This window comes from Bradyrhizobium sp. 215_C5_N1_1 (genome assembly GCF_052075935.1).
Classification (GTDB): Bacteria; Pseudomonadota; Alphaproteobacteria; order Rhizobiales; family Xanthobacteraceae; genus Bradyrhizobium; species Bradyrhizobium barranii.
This window is the reverse complement of record NZ_CP197228.1, coordinates 1,086,746-1,104,171: the sequence shown is the minus strand read 5'-3', so window position 1 is coordinate 1,104,171 and position 17,426 is coordinate 1,086,746. Positions and strand designations below refer to the sequence as shown.

Genomic DNA, 17,426 nt, shown 5'->3' with positions numbered 1-17,426 from the left:
CACTCCCTATCGCTTCTTTTGGTTTGAGCGTGGAGTGCAGCCTACGCTGCCAGAACCAGTTCGCCAACCTCGCTCATGCCGGCGTCGCGATCCCCGAGCAGCAGCGCTGCGATCTTCGCTTGCGCGGCATTTTCCGTCAGCCGGAACGGATCGCTCGGCGCCACGCGATGGTCGATCACCAGCCGCGACAGCAGCAGCCGGCGCGCATCGCCGCGCATTTCGTGGATGCGATGCGCTTCCCAGGCGAGCGCGACCGCGCTCGCGACGTGATAGAGCAAGCTCGTCGCGCGGCGCGCATCGGCCTCGTTCTCGGAATTGCCCGCGACCTCGCGCGCGAAGCCGACGGCGCGATCGACGAGACCGCGCAAATTGTCGCGCCAGGCCTGCGGGACCGACACGCTATCATCGAGCCGCGCATGCAGATCGGCTGATAGCGCGGATTCGGCGCCGTGGCGGCCGACCGCGCGCCGGAGCGCATCGATGGCGACGATGTTGCCGGTGCCTTCCCAGACGGAGCCGAGATGGGCGTCGCGCAGCAGGCGGGGCGTGGCAAATTCCTCGATATAACCGATACCGCCGCGCATCTCGAGCGCATCGCCGCAAACCTTGCGCGCATCGCGCGTCGCACGGAATTTCAGCGTCGGCGTGAGGATGCGCAGCAGCGCCGCAGCATCCTGACTGCCAGCCTCGGCGCGGTCGAGTGCGTCGGCGGTCAGAAAACTCATCGACAGCGCCTGCTCGACCGGCAGCATGATCTTCAGCATCTGCCGCCGTCCCAGCGGCAGGTCGATGATGCGCTTGCCGAACACCACGCGGTTCTTGGCGACCGTCATCGCATCATGATAGGCGCGGCGCATCAGCGCGGTGGATTTGACGCCATTGGAGAGCCGCGACGAGTTCACCATCTCGGCCATCTGCACGAAGCCGCGGTCGAGCTTGCCGACCGCATAGGCGATCGCGCCTTCGAGCTTGATCTCGCCCGAGGCCATCGAGCGCGTGCCGAGCTTGTCCTTCAGGCGCACGATCCGGTAATGGTTCTGCGAACCGTCGTCGAGGAAGCGCGGCATCAGGAACAGGCCGACGCCGCGCGTGCCGGGGCCAGCGCCTTCGGGGCGCGCCAGCAGCATCACGACCTTGGCATCGGCGTTCGAGCAGAACCATTTTTCGCCATGGAGGCGCCAATGGTCGCCCTCCTGCACGGCGCGCGTGGTCAGTGTACCGACATCGGAGCCACCCTCCTTCTCGGTCATGAACTGGCCGCCCTGGGTCAGCTTGCTCATGTCGGTCTGGGTCAGGCCGTCGAGATATTTCGCCTTCAGCGCCTCGCTGCCGAAATTCGCCAAGAGCTTTGCGCAGCCGTCGGTGACGTTGATCGGGCAGCCCATGCCGAATTCGGTCTGGTTGAACAGGAAGGTGAAGGCGTGCTTGGCCACGACGGGATATTTGTCGGGCCAGCCCATGATGCCCTTGCGGATCGAAAGCGCGTGGATGCCGAACTCGCCGAACGCGGCATTCTCCAGCTCGCGATAGGCCGGGTGATATTCGATCCATTGCATGTCGCGGCCGAACTTGTCGCGCTGGTGCAGCACCGGCGTGTGCCGGTCGGCGAGCCGCGCGCAATCGTCGAGATGGCCACCGGCGAGCTCGCCGAGGCGATTGAGATGCGGCTCGATGTGGCGGAACAGCGTATCCGGCAGATGGATACGCAACAGATCAGTCAGCGCCGGATCGGCGCGATAGAAATTCATGCCTGATGTATCGGGCGCCAGCAGACCGGATGGTGCGGCCGCGACACTTTTTGGCTCACCTGTGACCGGCTTGTGCATGATCGTCCTCTTCGTTCCCGCCCGACGGCAATTCTTATCGCTTGCCGCTTGGGATGATGTCGATCATGCTCCAGTCGCAAAGTCGGATAAAGCCGCAAATTGTCAGGGAGGCATGATCGCCGTGAAGGAGCAATTCGCTCTGCGGAATTATGACCGACCCGGCTGGTTGTCCGCGCGGCGGATGCATAGATCAGCGGCTTCCCGTCTCCGAGAGATCACGCCATGGAACATCCGAAATACAAGATCGCCCTCATCGTTGGCGCGGGCGAAGGCCTGAGCGCCTCGCTTGCTCGGCTGCTGTCTGCGCAAGGCATCCGCGTCGCGCTGGCCGCGCGCAAGATCGAGAAATTAGGCGCGCTCTGTAGCGAGACCGGCGCCAAGGCCTATGCCTGCAACGCCACCGAACCTGAGGAGGTCGAGCGGCTGTTCGGCCTGGTCGAACGCGAGCTCGGCACGCCCGAGCTCGTCGTCTACAACGCCAGCGGCCGCACGCGCGGGCCGTTCGTCGATCTCGTTCCGGCCGATGTCGCGCAGGCGATCGCGATCAGCGCCTATGGCGGCTTCCTGGTGGCGCAGCAGGCGGCCAAGCGCATGCTGCCGAACAAGCACGGCGCGATCCTGTTCACCGGCGCCTCGGCGAGCGTCAAGGGGTATGCACAGTCGGCCTCGTTCGCGATGGGCAAGTTCGCGCTGCGAGGGCTGGCGCAGAGCCTGGCGCGCGAGCTCTCGCCGCAGGGCATCCACATCGCGCATTTCGTGATCGACGGCGGCATCCGCAGCGCGGCGCGGACCGAACCCGCCGACAAGCCGGATTCGATGCTCGATCCCGACGCGATCGCGGAGAGCTACTGGAACGTGCTGCAACAGCCGCGCAGCGCCTGGAGCTGGGAGCTGGAGCTGCGGCCCTGGGTGGAGAAGTTTTGAGTTGAGCTGTCGTAGGGTGGGCAAAGGCGCATAGCGCCGTGCCCACCGCCATGAATGAACAAACAGATGGTGGGCACGCTACGCTTTGCCCACCCGACAAGGGCGGGAAATATGACCACCGAAACCACCATCGATACCGGCACCAACGAACTCCTCTGCGTCATCCGCGACCGCGTCGCGGTGATCACGCTGAACCGGCCGGAGGCGCGCAACGCGCTGTCGGACACCTTGACGCCGGCGCTGCGGACGATGATCCGCACCTGCGGCGAGAGCCCCGAAGTCGGCGCGCTTCTGATCACCGGCGCGGGCGCGGCCTTCTGTGCCGGCGGCAACGTCAAGGGCATGGGCGCGCATCGCGATCCCAAGAAGCTCGAGATGTCGTTTGACGACAAGGTCGCCGACCTCCAGGAGCGGCAGCGGCTGCTCACCGGCGCGCTGGTGTCGGTACGCAAGCCGACCATCGCCGCCCTGCCCGGCCCCGCGGTCGGCGCCGGGCTCGCCATTGCCATGGCCTGCGACATCCGCATCGCCGCGCAATCGGCCTTCGTCGCCACCGGCTACGCCCGCATCGCGCTGAGCGGCGACTACGGCATCGCCTGGCTCTTGACCCGGCTGGTCGGCACCGCGCGGGCCCGCGAACTGCTGTTCACCGGTGATCGCGTCGACGCCGCGCGCGCAGAGGCCATCGGCCTCGTCAACCGCGTCGTACCCGACGACAGGCTGCAAGACGAGGCCTTTGCGCTGGCCAAGTCGCTCGCCGAAGGCCCGCGTCAGGCGCTGCGCTACATGAAGGACAATCTCGACGAGGCGCTGTTGTTCGATTTCGAGACCGCTCGCGACCACGAAGCCGGACGGCTGATCCGCCTGACCACGACTGCTGATCACAGGGAAGCCGTGCAGGCCTTCATCGAGAAGCGCAAGGCGGTGTTTACGGGGAAGTAGGGCTACGCAGCCAAGACCATCAGATCATTCCATAGAGTAGGTACCCCATTTTCAGGAGGGCTGAATGGATTGGTCTGAGATTGTGCGGAAAGCCGCGCTGCTGGCGGAGAAGACTGGGTATGTCACGTTCGATCAACTGAACGAACTGATGCCGTCCACCAGGCTGGAACCGGAAGACATCGAGGCCGTACTGACCGCTTTGAGCGACCGGGGTATCTGGATTGCGGAGGAGTAAGGTTCGCTCCTCCGTCCTCGTAGTAGGTCCGTAGCCCGGATGGAGCGGAGCGTAATCCGGGGCCGCTGGCGCACGTGGCACGAATCCCGGATTGCGCTTCGCTCCATCCGGGCTACGCAGCTCACTACTTGGCGGGCGCCCTCGCAAAATCCACGAATGCGCGCAGCGCTGCGGGCAATTGGCGACGGCTTGGATAGTACAGGAAGAAGCCGGGATAGGCCGGGCACCAGTCGGCGAGCACGCGAACCAGCTTACGCTTGGCGAGCAGCGCTTCGACCTGCGCCTCAAACACGTAGGCAAGCCCAGCGCCGTCGAGCGCCGCATCGACCATCAGATCCTGGTCGTTCATCGTCAGCGGTCCCGCGACGTCGATCGCGAGCTCGATGCCGCCGCGCTCGAATTCCCAATGATAGAGCGCGCCTGAGGTGAAACGGTAGCGGATGCAGGGCAGGCCTTTCAGGTCGCGCGGCGTGGTGGGCGGCTTGCGCGATTTGAAGAACCCGGGCGTGCCGACCACGGCAAAACGGTGCCGCGGGCCGATCGGGACCGCAATCATGTCGGCGGCAATGGTCTCGCCGAAACGCACGCCGGCATCGAAGCCGGCCGCGACCATGTCGATCAGGGCGTCGTTGATGACGATCTCGACGCTGACGTCGGGGAATGATTTCAGGAAACGCGTCACGATCGGCAGCAGTACCAGCTGCGCGGACTGGCGGGCGGCGGTGAAGCGCAGCGTGCCGGCGGGCTTGCCGCGGAAATTGTTGAGGTCCTCGAGCGCGTCGTCGATATCGCGAAAGGCCGGCGTGATGCGGGCAAACAGACGTTCGCCGGCCTCGGTGAGCGCGACGCTCCGGGTGGTGCGGTTGACGAGGCGCAGACCGAGCCGCTCTTCGACATTGCGCAAAGCGTGGGACAGCGCCGATGGCGTCACGCCGAGCTCGGTCGCCGCCGCGCGAAAACTGCGGTGGCGGGCAATGGCGAGGAAGGTCGCGAGGTCGGACGGGTCAATCCGCATTAATGAATTTGGCTCAAGAGCTTGCGGAATATATAGCAGATTATCTCAGCTATGGCGAGCCGCTACACCTTGCCCATCGGCTTCCGCACATCGTCGGGGCCAAAATGGAAAGGGCAACATCATGCGTGTCTGGTTCATCACAGGAGCATCCCGCGGATTTGGCGCTTTGATCGCCGAGGCCGCCTTGAAGGCCGGCGATGCGGTGGTCGCGACCGCGCGCGATCCGTCCACTGTCACCGCGCGCCTCGGCAGCCACGAGCGCCTGCTCGCGACCCGGCTCGACGTCACCAGCGAGGCCGAGGCGCATGAGGCGGCGGGCCAGGCTGTGAAGCGCTTCGGGCGCATCGATATCCTGGTCAACAATGCCGGCTACGGCCTGCTCGGCGCGATCGAGGAGGCCAGCGGCGCTGAGACGCAAAAGCTGTTCGGCACGAATGTATTCGGCCTGCTCGGCGTCACCCGCGCGGTGCTGCCGCATATGCGCCGCCAGCGTTCCGGCCACGTCATCAACATCTCGTCGGTCGGCGGTTACACCGGTTATCCCGGCTGGGGCGTCTATGGCGCGACCAAGTTCGCGGTCGAGGGAATCAGCGAAGCGCTGGCCGGCGAAGTGGCGCCGCTCGGCATCAAGGTCACCGTGGTCGAGCCGGGCTTCTTCCGCACCGACTTCCTCGACGACACCTCGCTGTCGCGCACCGCGCAGGTGATCGACGACTATCACGAGAGTGTCGGCAAGACCCGCGCTCACGCCGCCGAATTCAACCACGGCCAGCGCGGCGATCCGCGCAAGCTGGCGCAGGCCTTCCTGACGCTGGTCGATGCCAAGAACCCGCCGCTGCGCCTGCCGCTCGGCAGCGACACGGTGGAGCGGATCGAGGCAAAGAACCTCTTCGTTGCGCGGGAGCTGGCGGGATGGCGATCGGTCGCGACCTCGACCGACTTCACCAATGACGGCGCTTGAGCGAAGGCAAAAAAAGGCCCGGCTCTGGATGACCAGGCCGGGCTCGGAGTGGTGTCAGGCCGAGGCTGAGGGGCTGTCGGCCTGACGGGAAAGGGCGGCGAGGCGCCAGCTCGCGCAGGGAATATCTTTCGGTGCGACGTTGATCTCCTTATCGAAGCGCACCAGCTTCCAGTCGTCGGGATGATTGACGAAAGCGAAACCGGATTTGCGGGCGAGCGAGATCATGGTCTCGTTGGAGCGTAGCGTGTCGCCGAACATGTGCTCGGCACCGAGCGCAGCCGCGCGGCACTCGAGATTCTTCATCAGCGCAGTGGCGATGCCGTGGCCCTGCCAGCGGTCGTCGACCGACAGGCCGAACTCGAGTGTGGAGGTCTCGGCATGGAAGGCGTAGCGCGCCTCGGCGACGATGGTCTCGAAGCCGTCGACCATCTTCGTCGCGACAACAGTGAAGCGTTCGCGCGCGCCGACATCGAGGAATTCGCTCAGCAGGCCCTTTGGCAATTCGCTGATCGCACCGAAGAAGCGGTTGTAGCGGGAGCGGGTCGAGAGCGAGCGGAAATAGTGCTGAAGCTCCTCGGTGTCGCGCGGCTCGACGAAGCGGATGTTGATCGCCTCACCCTGCCGGGTGCGCAGCACGTCCGAATATTGCTTCAGATCTTCGAGGCGAAGAGTGCTCATGACACGAGCCCTGCGGAAAGAGGGACCGCCGGCGCCCCTGTGATCAGGCGGCGCCGGCCTGGCGGCCAATCAGGCCCGCCAGAAGGGTTTGTCAGCCTCGTAGGCGATGTCGGTCCAGGACAGGCCGACGTCGTGGAGATCGCGGGCCGTCCAGTGGGTCAGTTCGCGGCGGGTCCGGTAGCGCTCGTGCCAGACGTGAAGCGTCTCGCCGATCTGCTGGATCAGGCCGGGTGCATGATGATTTGTCATCGAATTGTGGGTCAAAGTAGACATTTTCAGCTCCTCGAGCTAACTTGACCGCTAATATCTGCTTGCTACCGCGTTGCGACAAACGACAATTTGTACCCCTTCGCATGAAATAACGTCATGCATCCTGCTGCCAGATGACTGCCAGATTGCCCTCCCTGAACGGATTGCGGGCCTTTGAGGCCGCCGCGCGCCATCTCAGCTTCACGCTGGCCGCGTCCGAGCTGAACGTGACCCAGACCGCGATCAGCCATCAGATCCGGCGGCTCGAGGAGGAGCTCGGCATCCGCCTGTTCGTCCGGCAGAACCGCGCGCTGGCGCTGACGCCGGAAGCGCGCGACTATTTGCCGGGCGTCCGCGCCGCCTTCAATGACCTCCGCCTTGCGACCGACCGGCTGCTGCGCAAGGACGACGACAAGGTGCTGACCGTCTCGACGCTGGCATCGCTCGCTGCGAAATGGCTGCTGCCGCGGCTGACCGATTTCCAGGAGCAGCACCCCGGCATCGACGTCCGCATCACCACCTCGACCAGCCTCGTCGATTTCCAGCGCGACAATGTCGATGCCGCGATTCGCTATGGCCGCGGTCAATGGCCGGGCCTGCGCGCCGACTGGCTGATGGCGGACGAGCTGTTTCCGGTGTGCAGTCCGTCGCTGCTGCGCGGCGACAAGCCGCTGCGCCAGCCTGAGGATCTCAAAGGCTATCCGCTGCTGCACACCTCCAATGCCAACAGCGATGACTGGCGGCTATGGCTGACGGCGGCCGGCCTTCCGGGCGACATCGCCAGGCAGCCCGGCATCACCTTCGACATGATCTTCATGACCATCCAGGCCGCAATCGACGGCATCGGCGTGGCGATGGGCCGGACCTCCTACGTCCAGGACGACATCGCCAAGGGCCGGCTCGTGGTGCCCTTCAAGATCGCGCTGCCGGCCGATGCGGGCTTCTACCTGGTCGCGCCGGAGGGCCGGCGCGAGGCGCCGAAGCTGGCCGCGTTCCGCGAGTGGATGATCGCTGCAACGCAGAATAAAGCCTGAAAAATCATCAGCTTCCGCGGTGAAATCGATTGACTCGCCGCGCCCCGCGCGAGAGGGGTAGGACAGATTGTCGCAGCAGGCAATCTGCTGCCTTGCCGTGGAATGAGTTCCGGTCCGGCCGCGCCTTCCAGGGGAGTAACGTCATGGCTGGACCAGCAACCAATCCGCCCGAGATCAAGTCGCGCATCGGCGCGATCCTGCGCGCCACATCAGGCAATTTTCTCGAGCAGTTCGATTTCTTCCTGTTCGGCTTCTATGCCGCCGCGATCGGCAAGGCGTTCTTCCCCTCCACCAACGAGACGGCGTCGCTGCTCAACACTTTCGGCGTGTTCTGGCTCGGCGCCTTGATGCGCCCCGTCGGCGCGATCGTGCTCGGCGCCTACATCGACCGCATCGGCCGCCGCCAGGGCCTGATCGTCACGCTCGGCATCATGGCGATCGGCACCGTCGTGATCGCTTTCTGCCCGAGCTATGCGACCATCGGCATCGCCGCGCCCGTCATCGTGCTGATCGGCCGCCTGCTGCAGGGCTTCTCCGCCGGCGTCGAGCTCGGCGGCGTCTCGGTCTATCTCGCGGAAATCTCCACGCCCGGCAATCGCGGCTTCTACACCTCGTTCCAGTCGTCGAGCCAGCAGGTCGCGATCTTCGTGGCCTCGATCCTCGGCTTCATCCTGTCCGAGGTGATGCCGGCGGACGTCGTGACCGCCTGGGGCTGGCGCATTCCCTTCTTCGTCGGTTGCCTCATCATTCCCCTGATCTTCATGCTGCGGCGGACGCTCGAGGAAACGCCGGCCTTCCTCGCCATGAAGAAGCACCCGACGGCAAACGAGGTGTTCGCCTCCGCGCTCGCCAACTGGCGCATCGTCATCCTCGGCATGATGATCGCGGTCCTGACCACGACGACATTCTACTTCGTCACCGTGTACACGCCGACCTTCGGCAAGACGGTGCTGAAGCTCTCGACGCAGGACGCACTGCTGGTGACGCTGCTCGTCGCCGTGACCAACTTCTTCTGGAATCCCGTCGGCGGCGCGCTGTCCGATCGCATCGGCCGCAAGCCGGTACTGCTCGCCATCGCCGGCCTGGCGCTCGTCACCGCCTACCCGGCACTGTCCTGGCTGGTCGCCGCGCCGACTTTCGGCAAACTGCTCGCGGTCGAGATGTTGTTCTCGTTCTATTTCGGCATGTACAGCGGCACCATGCTCGGTGCTCTCGTCGAGATCGTGCCGGCGCATGTCCGCACCACCTGCTTCTCGCTGGCCTTCGCGCTCGCCGCTGCGCTGTTCGGCACGTTCACGCCATTCGCCTCGACCTTGCTGATCGACTACACCGGCAACAAAGCCTCACCCGGCTTCTGGCTGATGTTCGCCGCTGCGCTTGGCATCATTGCCGCATCCATCGTCTATCGCGGTGGCCGCCAAGCGGTGACGACGTACGATGCGACCGGTGAAGCGGCGCCGGCGGTGAGCCACTGATGGTCATTCCGGGGCGCCTCGAAGAGGCGAACCCGGAATCCATTTCTCCCAACATTCTTGCGGCACGATGGATTCCGGGCTCGATGCTTCGCATCGCCCCGGAATGACAGTAACCTAAAGCTCCACCACCACGTAATCGCTCTCGACCTTCACCGGGATGGTCTCGGCGACATACGGGCCCTTCACCACGCTCGCACCCGGCTCGACATGCGCCGGATAGGCCTTCACGCGGAAGCGGCGGGGGTCGCAATAGGACTGGCCGGTGCGGATGTCGAACTCCCAACCGTGCCAGGGGCAGCGGATGATCTCGCCGAGCTTGGTGTATTCGATCTCGCCGGGATCCTTTGATTGCGCGAGCCCGATCAGCGGGCCCTCGCACAGCGCGGCGCCCTGATGCGGGCAGCGGTTCATCAGGCCGAAATACTCGCCCTTGATGTTGAAGACCGCGATCGGCCGTCCGTCGATCTCCAGAAATTTTCGCGTGCCCGGCGGAAGCTCATCCACCGCCGCAATCACGTGCCGCGCCATGCTTATGTCTTCCGCATGATCTGATCGGAAAACCGCTTCACACTTTTCCGGATCATGCGGCTATCCCATAGAGCTTGCGCGCATTGCCGAGATAGAACGCTTCGCGGTTGGCGTCGCTGACGCCCGCCGGCAGCACGCGCGACGGCTCGTCATAGTCCCAATGCGGATAGTCGGTCGCGAACAGCAGTCGGTCCCAGCCGATCCATTTGATGACGTCGAACAGATCCTCGCGCCGCTCCGGGTCCTCCATCGGCTGCGTGGTCCACCACACCTGCTCGCGGATATATTCCGACGGCGGCCGCTTCACATGCGGCACTTCGCTGCGCAGCCGGTGCCAGACCTTGTCGAGCCGCCAGGCGAGCGACGGGGCCCAGCCGAAGCCGGCCTCGATCATCACCATCTTCAGCTTCGGAAAGCGCTCGAACACACCTTCCAAGACAAGGCTCGCCAGCGCCGATTGCTGGCACTGCGAGTGGCCCACCATCTCCTCGATGTAATAGGAAGGCCAGCCGGACGGCGTGATCGGATTGCCGCCGAAGCCGAAAGCGTGCACGCCGACGGGAAGCCCCGCCTCTTCCGCGGCCTGATAGATCGGCCAGTAACGGCGTTGACCGAGCGGCTCGACATTGCGGCTGAGCAGGAGGACCTGCACGAAATTCTTGTCGCCGGCGCGCTCGCGGATTTCGGCGGCGGCCGACAGGCCGTCCTCATTGCCGACGACAATGGACGCCTTCAGACGCTTGTCCTTGCTGGTCCATTTGTCGATCTGCCAGTCGTTGATCGCCGAGCACAGCGCCGCCGAGAGCTCGTGATTGCGGATGCCCTGCCCGGTGTTGAGCGGATTGAGCACGCCGAGTTCCACGTTGTTGGGATCGAGCAGCTGCTTCCGCATGAAGGACAACGAAGAGCCCTGCGGCCCGCCTTCCGGCGGATAGGCGTCGCGACGCGATGCGTTGGGCTGGGCCTTCGGATAGGGCGGGCCTTCCATCATGCCCTGATAGGCATGGACGCCGTAGACTTCGAGATGATGCTGCCAGCGTTTCGCCAGATAAGGATAGAGCTCGGTGCGGGTGGCGCGTGCCGGATGGATGTCGCAGTCCGCGATTGCGGTTTTGACGGTCAGTGGGGAAGCGGCTTCGGTGCTCTCGCGGAATTGGACATTCATCGCCTTGCCTCCTTTGGCAGCGGGCTAAGTCAGGCGGGGATAGGTCGCATGCGGATTTTCGATCATGATCTTGCGCACGAGATCGGGGGTGAGGCCCTCGGGCAGCGCGTCCTGGCCGTCGAATTGCCAGTGCGGATAGTCCGTGGAGAATAGAACCAATTCGTCGGACTGCATATGATCAAACAGGCGAATTAATGTCTCAGGTTCCGGCGGCGCATCAAATGGCTGTAAAGAGAACCGGATGTTGCTGCGCACAATGTCGAGCGGCGCGCGATCGACCCATGGCGTCTCCATTCGCACCCCGCGCCAGAACTTGTGCAGGCGCCAGAGAAAAGGGGAGATCCAGGAGACGCCGGATTCGAGCATCACCATTTTCAGCCGCGGATATTTGGCGAACACGCCCTCGACGATCAGACTGGTGAGCTGAGTCTGGAACGCTTGGGCCTGACCGACATAATCCTCGATGTGATAGGAACCCCAGCCCACGGCAGTCGGCGGATTGTGATAGGCGGAACCGGCGTGAATCCCGACGGGCAGCTGGAGCCGTTCCGCCGCTTCGTAGATCGGCCACAGCGCGCGCTTGCCGAGCGGCGTGTCGCCCATGACCAGCATCAGCACCTGTACGAAGCGGCGGTCCTGTGCGCAGCGCTCGATCTCGGCGACGGCTTTCTCGACATTTTGCGTGGGGATCACGATCGAACCACGCAGCCGTGAATCGCGATCGAGCCATTCCTTCACCAGCCACTCGTTCAACGCGCGGCAGAAGGCGGCCTGCAAATCTTCCGAAAACACCATCTGCACGCCGTAGAGTGGATTGCAGATGGCGTGCGTAAGCTGGAAGGGATCGAGCAGATGGCGCTGCATGTCCTCCAGGCTTGCGCCGGGCTTGCCGGTTTCCGGCCGCCAATCGGGACGCGCCACGATCGGCGAGTTCTGCGGATAGGATTGTGAGACAAGGTCGACCATGCCGCGCGTCGTCACCTGATCGCGCCAATAGTCGTTGAGGTACGGCAGCAGGCTGGTCAGATGCGGCACGGCCGGATGCACGTCGCAGTCCACCCCGCCGGCGATCAGGGACGCCATCACGTCTCCTTCACGTTTCCTCGTCACGTTTTGTCTTGTCCACCATTCAAGCAGGCCTGCCTGTCGTCCGCAACTCGGCCAAGGCCGCTGTCATATGCTAGGAAGGCACAGCTCCGTTGCGAGGACTGAGAGGTTAAAGGGATGAAAGAGCTCGTCGGCATTGCGGAACAGGTTGCGGCCCGACTAATCGCGCGCAAACAGACCATTGCAGTGGCTGAATCCTCGACCGGCGGCCTGATCTCGGCCAGCCTGCTCGCGGTGCCCGGCGCCTCCGCCTATTTCCTCGGCGGCGCGGTGGTCTACACCCGCGATGCCAGGCGCGTGCTGATGGATATTTCGGACGAAGGAATGAAGGGCTTTCGTTCCTCGTCGGAGCCTTATGCAAAGCTGCTGGCCGAACAGATGCGCAGCCGCTTCGGCTGCGACTGGGGCCTGTCCGAAACCGGCGCCGCCGGCCCCACCGGCAACCGCTATGGCGATGCCGCCGGCCACAGCTGCATGGCGGTTTCGGGACCCGCGGCGGAGGTGATCACGCTGGAGACGGGCAACAACGACCGGTTTGCGAACATGCAGATGTTTGCTGCCACGGCGCTGAAGCTGTTGCTGAGGAAGCTGGAGGGGTGAACGCCCTCACATGGGAACCGCACGCGCTCCCGATCTCCAGCCGGACTGACCGTCGTGCCGGCGCATGAGCAAGCGCGTCACCGCCCAGGCGCGATAGGAGCAATGATGCAACTTCCTGCGTTCGTCTTCGCGACCCTGCTCGTCCTTGGGATAACGACGGCGCAAGCCGCCGGGGTCAGAAACTTCGACATTCCTGCCGGTCCGGCGGGACCGGCAATCCGATTGCTGGTCTGGACTCCGTGTGCAGAGCCACCTCGCGAGATGGATGCGCGTGGCGCCACCTTCTTCGCCGTGCCCGCATGTCCGGTCACCGGAGAAAAGCTTCCACTCATCGTGATGTCGCACGGCCGCCGTGGATGGTTCGGCGGTCACCATGACACCGCCGCGGCTTTGGCCGATGCCGGGTTCGTCGTGGCGGCGCTCAATCATCCCGGCGACACCATGCGTGACACCAGCCGCACCGACAGTCTTTCGGTTCTCGTCGAGCGCCCCACGGACATGAGCCGGCTGATCGACTATATGCTCGACGGGTGGTCGGACACATCCCGCATCGATCCTCAGCGCATCGGGCTCTACGGGTTTTCGTTTGGCGGCTACACCGGCCTTGTCGTCATCGGCGGCGATCCCGATCTGCGCAAGGGATTGCCGAATTGCGAGACCTCCAGCCTGAGGGCGTGCAAGCAACTCGAAAGCGGCGAGCTTCCTGATCAGCCGACGACCCATGATAAGCGCGTCAAGGCCGCGGTCATCATCGATCCCTATCCGGTGTTCGTCTTCCCCGAGGAGAATCTGAAAGCAATAGCAGTGCCGGTTCAATTGTGGAGTTCTGACCCCGCGCAGAATGCCGATGGTCTATCCGGATGCTGTGCGGCAGCGATCAATCAAAGGCTTCCGATCAAGCCGGACTACCATTTCGTGGACAATGCCCGGCATTTTTCCTTCCTCGCGACCTGCACCCCAAAGGACGCCCGGGAGGCGCCCGCCGTCTGCACCGATGCGCCGGATTTCGATCGCGTCGATTTCCACCGACGGCTTCACGCAGATGTCGTCGCGTTCTTTCGCAAGCATTTCGCCGAAAGCGCCAAGCCGTAACGCGGCCCTCGGCCCGGCGCCGCGCCGGTCTAAGAGCAGGACAAGCCGTTGCCGGGCTCGCGGCAGAGCTTCGCGCGAACCTCTACGATATCGATATCGTACTCCCCGGCTCTCCGCTTGCGCGAGGCGGAGGCCGAGTCGGCACTGTCCATTGAAAGCAGATTGAGCTGCTTCTTGGTCGCCGCGCTGCACATCAGAGCAGCGTTGCCGCCGAGGTATCTCGACTGGGCGCCAAGCTCCTGCCGGGTGAGCTCCGCGAATGGCCCCAGACGCAATTGCGTTTCGACCGCTGCGATTTCAGCGTCGCTCGCCTGCGTCCGGGCAACACCCTTCATCCTGCGTTCGAAGCCGTTTGCGATCGCCGCCCCATGTGCCGCACCAAGATCCGCAACCTCTTGCGCTGCGTCCGTAAACTCACCGCGCTGGGAACCGGCCAACAGATAGGACTTGCAAGCCAACGGGTTGCTCGCGAGCTTCAGGAGGGTCGCCAGCTCCGCCCGGTCCAGGGCATTGATGTGCTCGTCGTCGGCATAGACTTCCATCTCGCTCGCCAGGATCATGTTGAGTGCACCATTGGCGGCGGGCCATCCGCCCTCGTTGAAGGCCTCTTCGGTCTCCCGAAGGAAGACCGCCCTGAGCGCGGGATCGCTGCGGGCAATCGACGCGGCCAAAGGGAAGCGCGCGATGTTCTGATCGAAATCGCGCGCAAACGCGCTCGGCCCGGAGAGGCTCGCATATGCCAGGTTTCCGGCCAGCAGGGCGACGACGAGGAGCAGCAGGATTGATCTTCTGGTCATGTGAGAGTTTTGGTGTGGGCTACCGCGAGAGATCATCTCACGCCGGGTCACCGTCATCCATTGCAACTACAGGCTGCCCTTAATGAATCCTTTCGCAGCCGTGGCGAGTTGCACGCATGCCCTGCTATCTTGCCAGATGCCGCATGAAGATCCGCACCACATATCCCTGGACCCGCGGCGCTTCGTCATAGATATCCGACGCGAGCCGCTCGATGGTCTCACGCAGGGATAGGAATTGCGCCTGGCGCGCGCTGCTCTCGGTGCCCTGCATGCCCGCGAGCTCGTCCATCGCGGCATCGCTGATCTGGCAATGCACGACCTCATCCTCACGCATCATCGTGAAGCGGAAGGCCAACCGTTCGAGGTCGTGGCCGATGATCCTGTCGCGCGACAGCGGCATCCAATTGTCCCGTTCGCGCCCCCGAACGGGACAATGCTGAAAATCTGACGCTTTGTCACCACCCGCGCCAGGAGGCATCGCTGTCATGCGATGTTCATCAACAGCGAGCTTCCGTCGGTCGGCCCGGCTCCGACGTCAGTAGGCGAGCGCCGTGCCGGTCGGCTTGTCGAGTGCCGCGGCCAGCGATCGATACTCCTCACAATCCGTCCCGCAGATGGCAGCGATCCGGTTGAGATGATAGAGCGCCTGCTCGCGGTTACCCCGCTCGAGCTGCCACAACCCGTAATACTGCCACGTCAATACGTGGTTCGGATCTGCCTTCAACGCGCGCTCGTACCAGACCTGCGACTGCTCGTAGTCGCCGAGCTTGCGGTAGGAATAACCGATGAGGTTGGCGACGTTCGGATGGTCGTCATGGCCGAGCGATTTTAGTTGCTCGATCGCGGTCGCATAGTCGTTTCGCTCGTAGATGGTGTCATAAGCCACGCGGTAGCCGGCCGCGAAGGCGGGATCGCCGATACTGGACTGGTTGTTCGGCTTCCTGCCTTTGTGTGTTGCCTTGGTGCCCCAGCGCTTCGGGTAGACTGGCTGCGGCTGCAGCCTCTGATCCGCGTAGGCTCCGGCATAGGGATCAGTGGAGCTGATGCCGCCCCCGCCACCACCACCACCGCCGCCGCCGGCGGCAAAGGCCGGCGAGCTCAACAGTACTGCCGCAAATGTACCGAGCGTGACGAGCCTGATCATCGCTGTGATCATGTCTGCCTCCTGTCCTGTTCAAGCGACCCCGGACGACGTGATAACCCTGCGTCGGCCGCGATATTCCGGGACACTGTGCTCACAGAGACGTCAGCGTTCGTACGACAGTCACGTTGTCCTTTACTGGAACGCGACCTCGGCGAAGCTTCGCAGCTTTCGCGAATGCAGCCGTTCCGATTCCTGCTGCTTGAGCCGCTCCAGCGCCTTCAGGCCGATCTCGAGATGCTGGCCGACGCGGCGGCGGTAGAATTCGCTGGCCATGCCCGCGAGCTTGATCTCGCCATGCAGCGGCTTGTCGGAGACGCACAGCAGCGTGCCGTAGGGAACGCGGAAGCGGTAGCCGTTGGCGGCGATCGCGGCCGATTCCATGTCGAGCGCGACCGCGCGCGACTGCGACATGCGGCGGATCACCTCGGGCCCCGAGATCTCCCAGTTGCGGTTGTCGACGCTCGCGACGGTGCCCGTGCGCATCAGGCGCTTCAGCTCGAAACCTTCGAGCCCGGTGACGTCCTCGACCGCCTGTTCGAGCGCGACCTGCATCTCGGCCAATGCCGGGATCGGCACCCAGAGCGGCAGCTCGCGGTCGAGCACGTGGTCCTCGCGCACATAGCCGTGGGCGAGCACATAGTCGCCGAGCCGCTGCGTGTTGCGCAGGCCTGCGCAATGGCCGAGCATCAGCCAGGCATGCGGGCGCAGCACAGCAACGTGGTCGGTGACGTTGCGCGCGTTCGACGGGCCGGTGCCGATGTTGATCAGGGTGATGCCGCGATAGCCAGGCGCGACCAGATGGAAAGCCGGCATCTGCGGCGCGCGGGCAGGCGCCACCCCGCTGGTTGCGCCGCCGCTGCCCGTGCTCACATTGCCGGGCGCGACGAAGGCTTCGAGGCCGGCCTCGCCGGACTGCAGCCGCTGCTGGCAGAGCTGCGCGAAGGCATCGACATAGAACTGGTAGTTGGTGAAGATCACGAAATTCTGGAAATGCTCCGGATCGGTTCCGGTGTAGTGGTAGAGCCGCCGCAACGAATAATCGACACGGGCGGCGCGAAACAATGACAACGGCTCGGGCGCGCCCGGCTGAAGCTCGAAAGTGCCGTCGGCGATCGAATCGTCCATGGTGGCGAGATCAGGCACGTCGAACGCATCGCGCAGCGATCGCGTCACAAGGGAATTCTCGCTGGTGGTGATTGCGGCTTCGATATTGATGTCGCGGCGATAGGCGAAGTGGATCGGGATCGACTCGGCGGATTCGCCGATCTCGACGGGAACGCCGTGGTTCTGGATCAACAATCCGATCTGCTCGGTGAGATAGGCGCGGAACAGATCCGGCCGCGTGACGCTGGTCTCGTGCACGCCGGGGCCGGCGACGAAGCCGTAGGCGAGACGCGAGTCCAGCCGCGCATACGTCGCGGTGGTGACGCGGACGAAGGGATAATAGGCCCGCACCCGCGTCGTGATCGCCTCGCCGTTGACATAGGCCTCGAACCGGTCGCGCAGGAATTTCGTGTTGCGCTCGTAGATTTCCTCGAGGCGGGCGACGGCGAGGACGGCGTCGGTGAAGGATTTGGTGGCGATGGAGGGTGGGGACTGCATTGTTCGACCGCCGGGTTGCTGGGCATGAGTCGAACTATAGCAAAGAACGATG

General features: G+C 64.2%; 19 protein-coding genes. 8 read left to right on the top strand and 11 right to left on the bottom strand.

Translation table 11 applies throughout. The features are described 5' to 3' along the window. Positions 1 to 41: 41 nt before the first annotated feature. Complete coding sequence (locus AB7G19_RS05100) at positions 42 to 1,826, bottom strand: acyl-CoA dehydrogenase family protein (RefSeq protein ID WP_063980842.1); 1,785 nt, start codon at positions 1,824 to 1,826, stop codon at positions 42 to 44. A 222-nt stretch (positions 1,827 to 2,048) separates the two neighbouring features. Here AB7G19_RS05100 and AB7G19_RS05095 point away from each other — a divergent pair, with 222 nt between their 5' ends. The 3 genes from AB7G19_RS05095 (at position 2,049) to AB7G19_RS05085 (ending at position 3,927) form a co-directional block, all read left to right on the top strand. Continuing rightward, on the top strand, positions 2,049 to 2,750 hold the full coding sequence (locus AB7G19_RS05095) for an SDR family NAD(P)-dependent oxidoreductase (RefSeq protein WP_063980841.1): 702 nt from the start codon (positions 2,049 to 2,051) through the stop codon (positions 2,748 to 2,750). Positions 2,751 to 2,861: 111 nt separating this feature from the next. Beyond that, complete coding sequence (locus AB7G19_RS05090; protein WP_063980840.1) at positions 2,862 to 3,692, top strand: enoyl-CoA hydratase; 831 nt, start codon at positions 2,862 to 2,864, stop codon at positions 3,690 to 3,692. A gap of 64 nt (positions 3,693 to 3,756) precedes the next feature. Next, positions 3,757 to 3,927 carry an RNA polymerase sigma factor region1.1 domain-containing protein gene (locus AB7G19_RS05085; RefSeq protein WP_063980839.1) on the top strand — a complete coding sequence of 57 codons (171 nt, stop codon included), beginning with the start codon at positions 3,757 to 3,759 and terminating at the stop codon, positions 3,925 to 3,927. Positions 3,928 to 4,051: 124 nt separating this feature from the next. On the opposite strand, the gene AB7G19_RS05080 is transcribed toward AB7G19_RS05085, so the two are convergent. After that, entirely contained in the window at positions 4,052 to 4,942 is an 891-nt protein-coding gene (locus AB7G19_RS05080) for a LysR family transcriptional regulator (RefSeq protein ID WP_063980838.1), read from the bottom strand. A gap of 121 nt (positions 4,943 to 5,063) precedes the next feature. Between AB7G19_RS05080 and AB7G19_RS05075 the strand changes: the two genes are divergently transcribed. Beyond that, positions 5,064 to 5,903 (top strand): oxidoreductase, encoded by an 840-nt coding sequence (locus AB7G19_RS05075; RefSeq protein ID WP_063980837.1) that lies wholly within the window; start codon positions 5,064 to 5,066, stop codon positions 5,901 to 5,903. A gap of 54 nt (positions 5,904 to 5,957) precedes the next feature. On the opposite strand, the gene AB7G19_RS05070 is transcribed toward AB7G19_RS05075, so the two are convergent. Further along, complete coding sequence (locus AB7G19_RS05070) at positions 5,958 to 6,581, bottom strand: GNAT family N-acetyltransferase (protein WP_063980836.1); 624 nt, start codon at positions 6,579 to 6,581, stop codon at positions 5,958 to 5,960. Between the two features lie 69 nt (positions 6,582 to 6,650). Continuing rightward, entirely contained in the window at positions 6,651 to 6,854 is a 204-nt protein-coding gene (locus tag AB7G19_RS05065) for a DUF1127 domain-containing protein (RefSeq protein WP_063980835.1), read from the bottom strand. 110 nt (positions 6,855 to 6,964) lie between these two features. Here AB7G19_RS05065 and AB7G19_RS05060 point away from each other — a divergent pair, with 110 nt between their 5' ends. Together AB7G19_RS05060 and AB7G19_RS05055 are read left to right on the top strand one after the other, a co-directional pair. After that, positions 6,965 to 7,864 (top strand): transcriptional regulator GcvA, encoded by a 900-nt coding sequence (locus AB7G19_RS05060; RefSeq protein ID WP_063980834.1) that lies wholly within the window; start codon positions 6,965 to 6,967, stop codon positions 7,862 to 7,864. 143 nt (positions 7,865 to 8,007) lie between these two features. Continuing rightward, positions 8,008 to 9,339, top strand: coding sequence for an MFS transporter (locus AB7G19_RS05055; RefSeq protein ID WP_063980833.1), 1,332 nt, complete (start codon positions 8,008 to 8,010; stop codon positions 9,337 to 9,339). A gap of 114 nt (positions 9,340 to 9,453) precedes the next feature. Here AB7G19_RS05055 and AB7G19_RS05050 read toward each other — a convergent pair whose 3' ends face one another. The 3 genes from AB7G19_RS05050 to AB7G19_RS05040 are packed head-to-tail and all read right to left on the bottom strand — an operon-like array spanning position 9,454 to position 12,115. After that, positions 9,454 to 9,867 (bottom strand): Rieske (2Fe-2S) protein, encoded by a 414-nt coding sequence (locus AB7G19_RS05050; RefSeq protein WP_028149261.1) that lies wholly within the window; start codon positions 9,865 to 9,867, stop codon positions 9,454 to 9,456. Positions 9,868 to 9,919: 52 nt separating this feature from the next. After that, positions 9,920 to 11,032 carry an amidohydrolase family protein gene (locus AB7G19_RS05045; protein ID WP_063980831.1) on the bottom strand — a complete coding sequence of 371 codons (1,113 nt, stop codon included), beginning with the start codon at positions 11,030 to 11,032 and terminating at the stop codon, positions 9,920 to 9,922. 24 nt (positions 11,033 to 11,056) lie between these two features. Beyond that, positions 11,057 to 12,115, bottom strand: coding sequence for an amidohydrolase family protein (locus AB7G19_RS05040; protein WP_063980830.1), 1,059 nt, complete (start codon positions 12,113 to 12,115; stop codon positions 11,057 to 11,059). Between the two features lie 141 nt (positions 12,116 to 12,256). Between AB7G19_RS05040 and AB7G19_RS05035 the strand changes: the two genes are divergently transcribed. After that, the gene (locus AB7G19_RS05035; RefSeq protein WP_063980829.1) at positions 12,257 to 12,739 is read left to right on the top strand and encodes a CinA family protein; all 483 of its coding nucleotides are present in this window, start codon (positions 12,257 to 12,259) and stop codon (positions 12,737 to 12,739) included. 105 nt (positions 12,740 to 12,844) lie between these two features. After that, positions 12,845 to 13,831 carry an alpha/beta hydrolase family protein gene (locus tag AB7G19_RS05030; protein WP_063986062.1) on the top strand — a complete coding sequence of 329 codons (987 nt, stop codon included), beginning with the start codon at positions 12,845 to 12,847 and terminating at the stop codon, positions 13,829 to 13,831. Between the two features lie 29 nt (positions 13,832 to 13,860). On the opposite strand, the gene AB7G19_RS05025 is transcribed toward AB7G19_RS05030, so the two are convergent. The 4 genes from AB7G19_RS05025 to AB7G19_RS05010 all read right to left on the bottom strand — a co-directional run bounded on the left by AB7G19_RS05025 (position 13,861) and on the right by AB7G19_RS05010 (position 17,374). Further along, positions 13,861 to 14,685 (bottom strand): hypothetical protein, encoded by an 825-nt coding sequence (locus tag AB7G19_RS05025; RefSeq protein ID WP_187387913.1) that lies wholly within the window; start codon positions 14,683 to 14,685, stop codon positions 13,861 to 13,863. Positions 14,686 to 14,752: 67 nt separating this feature from the next. Next, positions 14,753 to 15,028: a DUF1488 family protein gene (locus AB7G19_RS05020; RefSeq protein WP_063980827.1), complete on the bottom strand. Its 276-nt coding sequence runs from the start codon at positions 15,026 to 15,028 to the stop codon at positions 14,753 to 14,755. A gap of 135 nt (positions 15,029 to 15,163) precedes the next feature. Beyond that, a complete protein-coding gene (locus AB7G19_RS05015) occupies positions 15,164 to 15,784 on the bottom strand; it encodes a tetratricopeptide repeat protein (protein WP_063980826.1) in 621 nt (206 codons plus the stop codon). A gap of 120 nt (positions 15,785 to 15,904) precedes the next feature. Then, the gene (locus AB7G19_RS05010; RefSeq protein WP_063980825.1) at positions 15,905 to 17,374 is read right to left on the bottom strand and encodes an AMP nucleosidase; all 1,470 of its coding nucleotides are present in this window, start codon (positions 17,372 to 17,374) and stop codon (positions 15,905 to 15,907) included. Positions 17,375 to 17,426 lie beyond the last annotated feature (52 nt).

Bases quoted from the DNA above. Each gene is read 5' to 3' on its own strand.
- AB7G19_RS05100 (WP_063980842.1), bottom strand. From the start codon at position 1,826: ATGCACAAGCCGGTCACAGGTGAGCCAAAAAGTGTCGCGGCCGCACCA.
- AB7G19_RS05095 (WP_063980841.1), top strand. From the start codon at position 2,049: ATGGAACATCCGAAATACAAGATCGCCCTCATCGTTGGCGCGGGCGAA.
- AB7G19_RS05090 (WP_063980840.1), top strand. From the start codon at position 2,862: ATGACCACCGAAACCACCATCGATACCGGCACCAACGAACTCCTCTGC.
- AB7G19_RS05085 (WP_063980839.1), top strand. From the start codon at position 3,757: ATGGATTGGTCTGAGATTGTGCGGAAAGCCGCGCTGCTGGCGGAGAAG.
- AB7G19_RS05080 (WP_063980838.1), bottom strand. From the start codon at position 4,942: ATGCGGATTGACCCGTCCGACCTCGCGACCTTCCTCGCCATTGCCCGC.
- AB7G19_RS05075 (WP_063980837.1), top strand. From the start codon at position 5,064: ATGCGTGTCTGGTTCATCACAGGAGCATCCCGCGGATTTGGCGCTTTG.
- AB7G19_RS05070 (WP_063980836.1), bottom strand. From the start codon at position 6,581: ATGAGCACTCTTCGCCTCGAAGATCTGAAGCAATATTCGGACGTGCTG.
- AB7G19_RS05065 (WP_063980835.1), bottom strand. From the start codon at position 6,854: ATGTCTACTTTGACCCACAATTCGATGACAAATCATCATGCACCCGGC.
- AB7G19_RS05060 (WP_063980834.1), top strand. From the start codon at position 6,965: ATGACTGCCAGATTGCCCTCCCTGAACGGATTGCGGGCCTTTGAGGCC.
- AB7G19_RS05055 (WP_063980833.1), top strand. From the start codon at position 8,008: ATGGCTGGACCAGCAACCAATCCGCCCGAGATCAAGTCGCGCATCGGC.
- AB7G19_RS05050 (WP_028149261.1), bottom strand. From the start codon at position 9,867: ATGGCGCGGCACGTGATTGCGGCGGTGGATGAGCTTCCGCCGGGCACG.
- AB7G19_RS05045 (WP_063980831.1), bottom strand. From the start codon at position 11,032: ATGAATGTCCAATTCCGCGAGAGCACCGAAGCCGCTTCCCCACTGACC.
- AB7G19_RS05040 (WP_063980830.1), bottom strand. From the start codon at position 12,115: ATGGCGTCCCTGATCGCCGGCGGGGTGGACTGCGACGTGCATCCGGCC.
- AB7G19_RS05035 (WP_063980829.1), top strand. From the start codon at position 12,257: ATGAAAGAGCTCGTCGGCATTGCGGAACAGGTTGCGGCCCGACTAATC.
- AB7G19_RS05030 (WP_063986062.1), top strand. From the start codon at position 12,845: ATGCAACTTCCTGCGTTCGTCTTCGCGACCCTGCTCGTCCTTGGGATA.
- AB7G19_RS05025 (WP_187387913.1), bottom strand. From the start codon at position 14,685: ATGACGGTGACCCGGCGTGAGATGATCTCTCGCGGTAGCCCACACCAA.
- AB7G19_RS05020 (WP_063980827.1), bottom strand. From the start codon at position 15,028: ATGCCGCTGTCGCGCGACAGGATCATCGGCCACGACCTCGAACGGTTG.
- AB7G19_RS05015 (WP_063980826.1), bottom strand. From the start codon at position 15,784: ATGATCACAGCGATGATCAGGCTCGTCACGCTCGGTACATTTGCGGCA.
- AB7G19_RS05010 (WP_063980825.1), bottom strand. From the start codon at position 17,374: ATGCAGTCCCCACCCTCCATCGCCACCAAATCCTTCACCGACGCCGTC.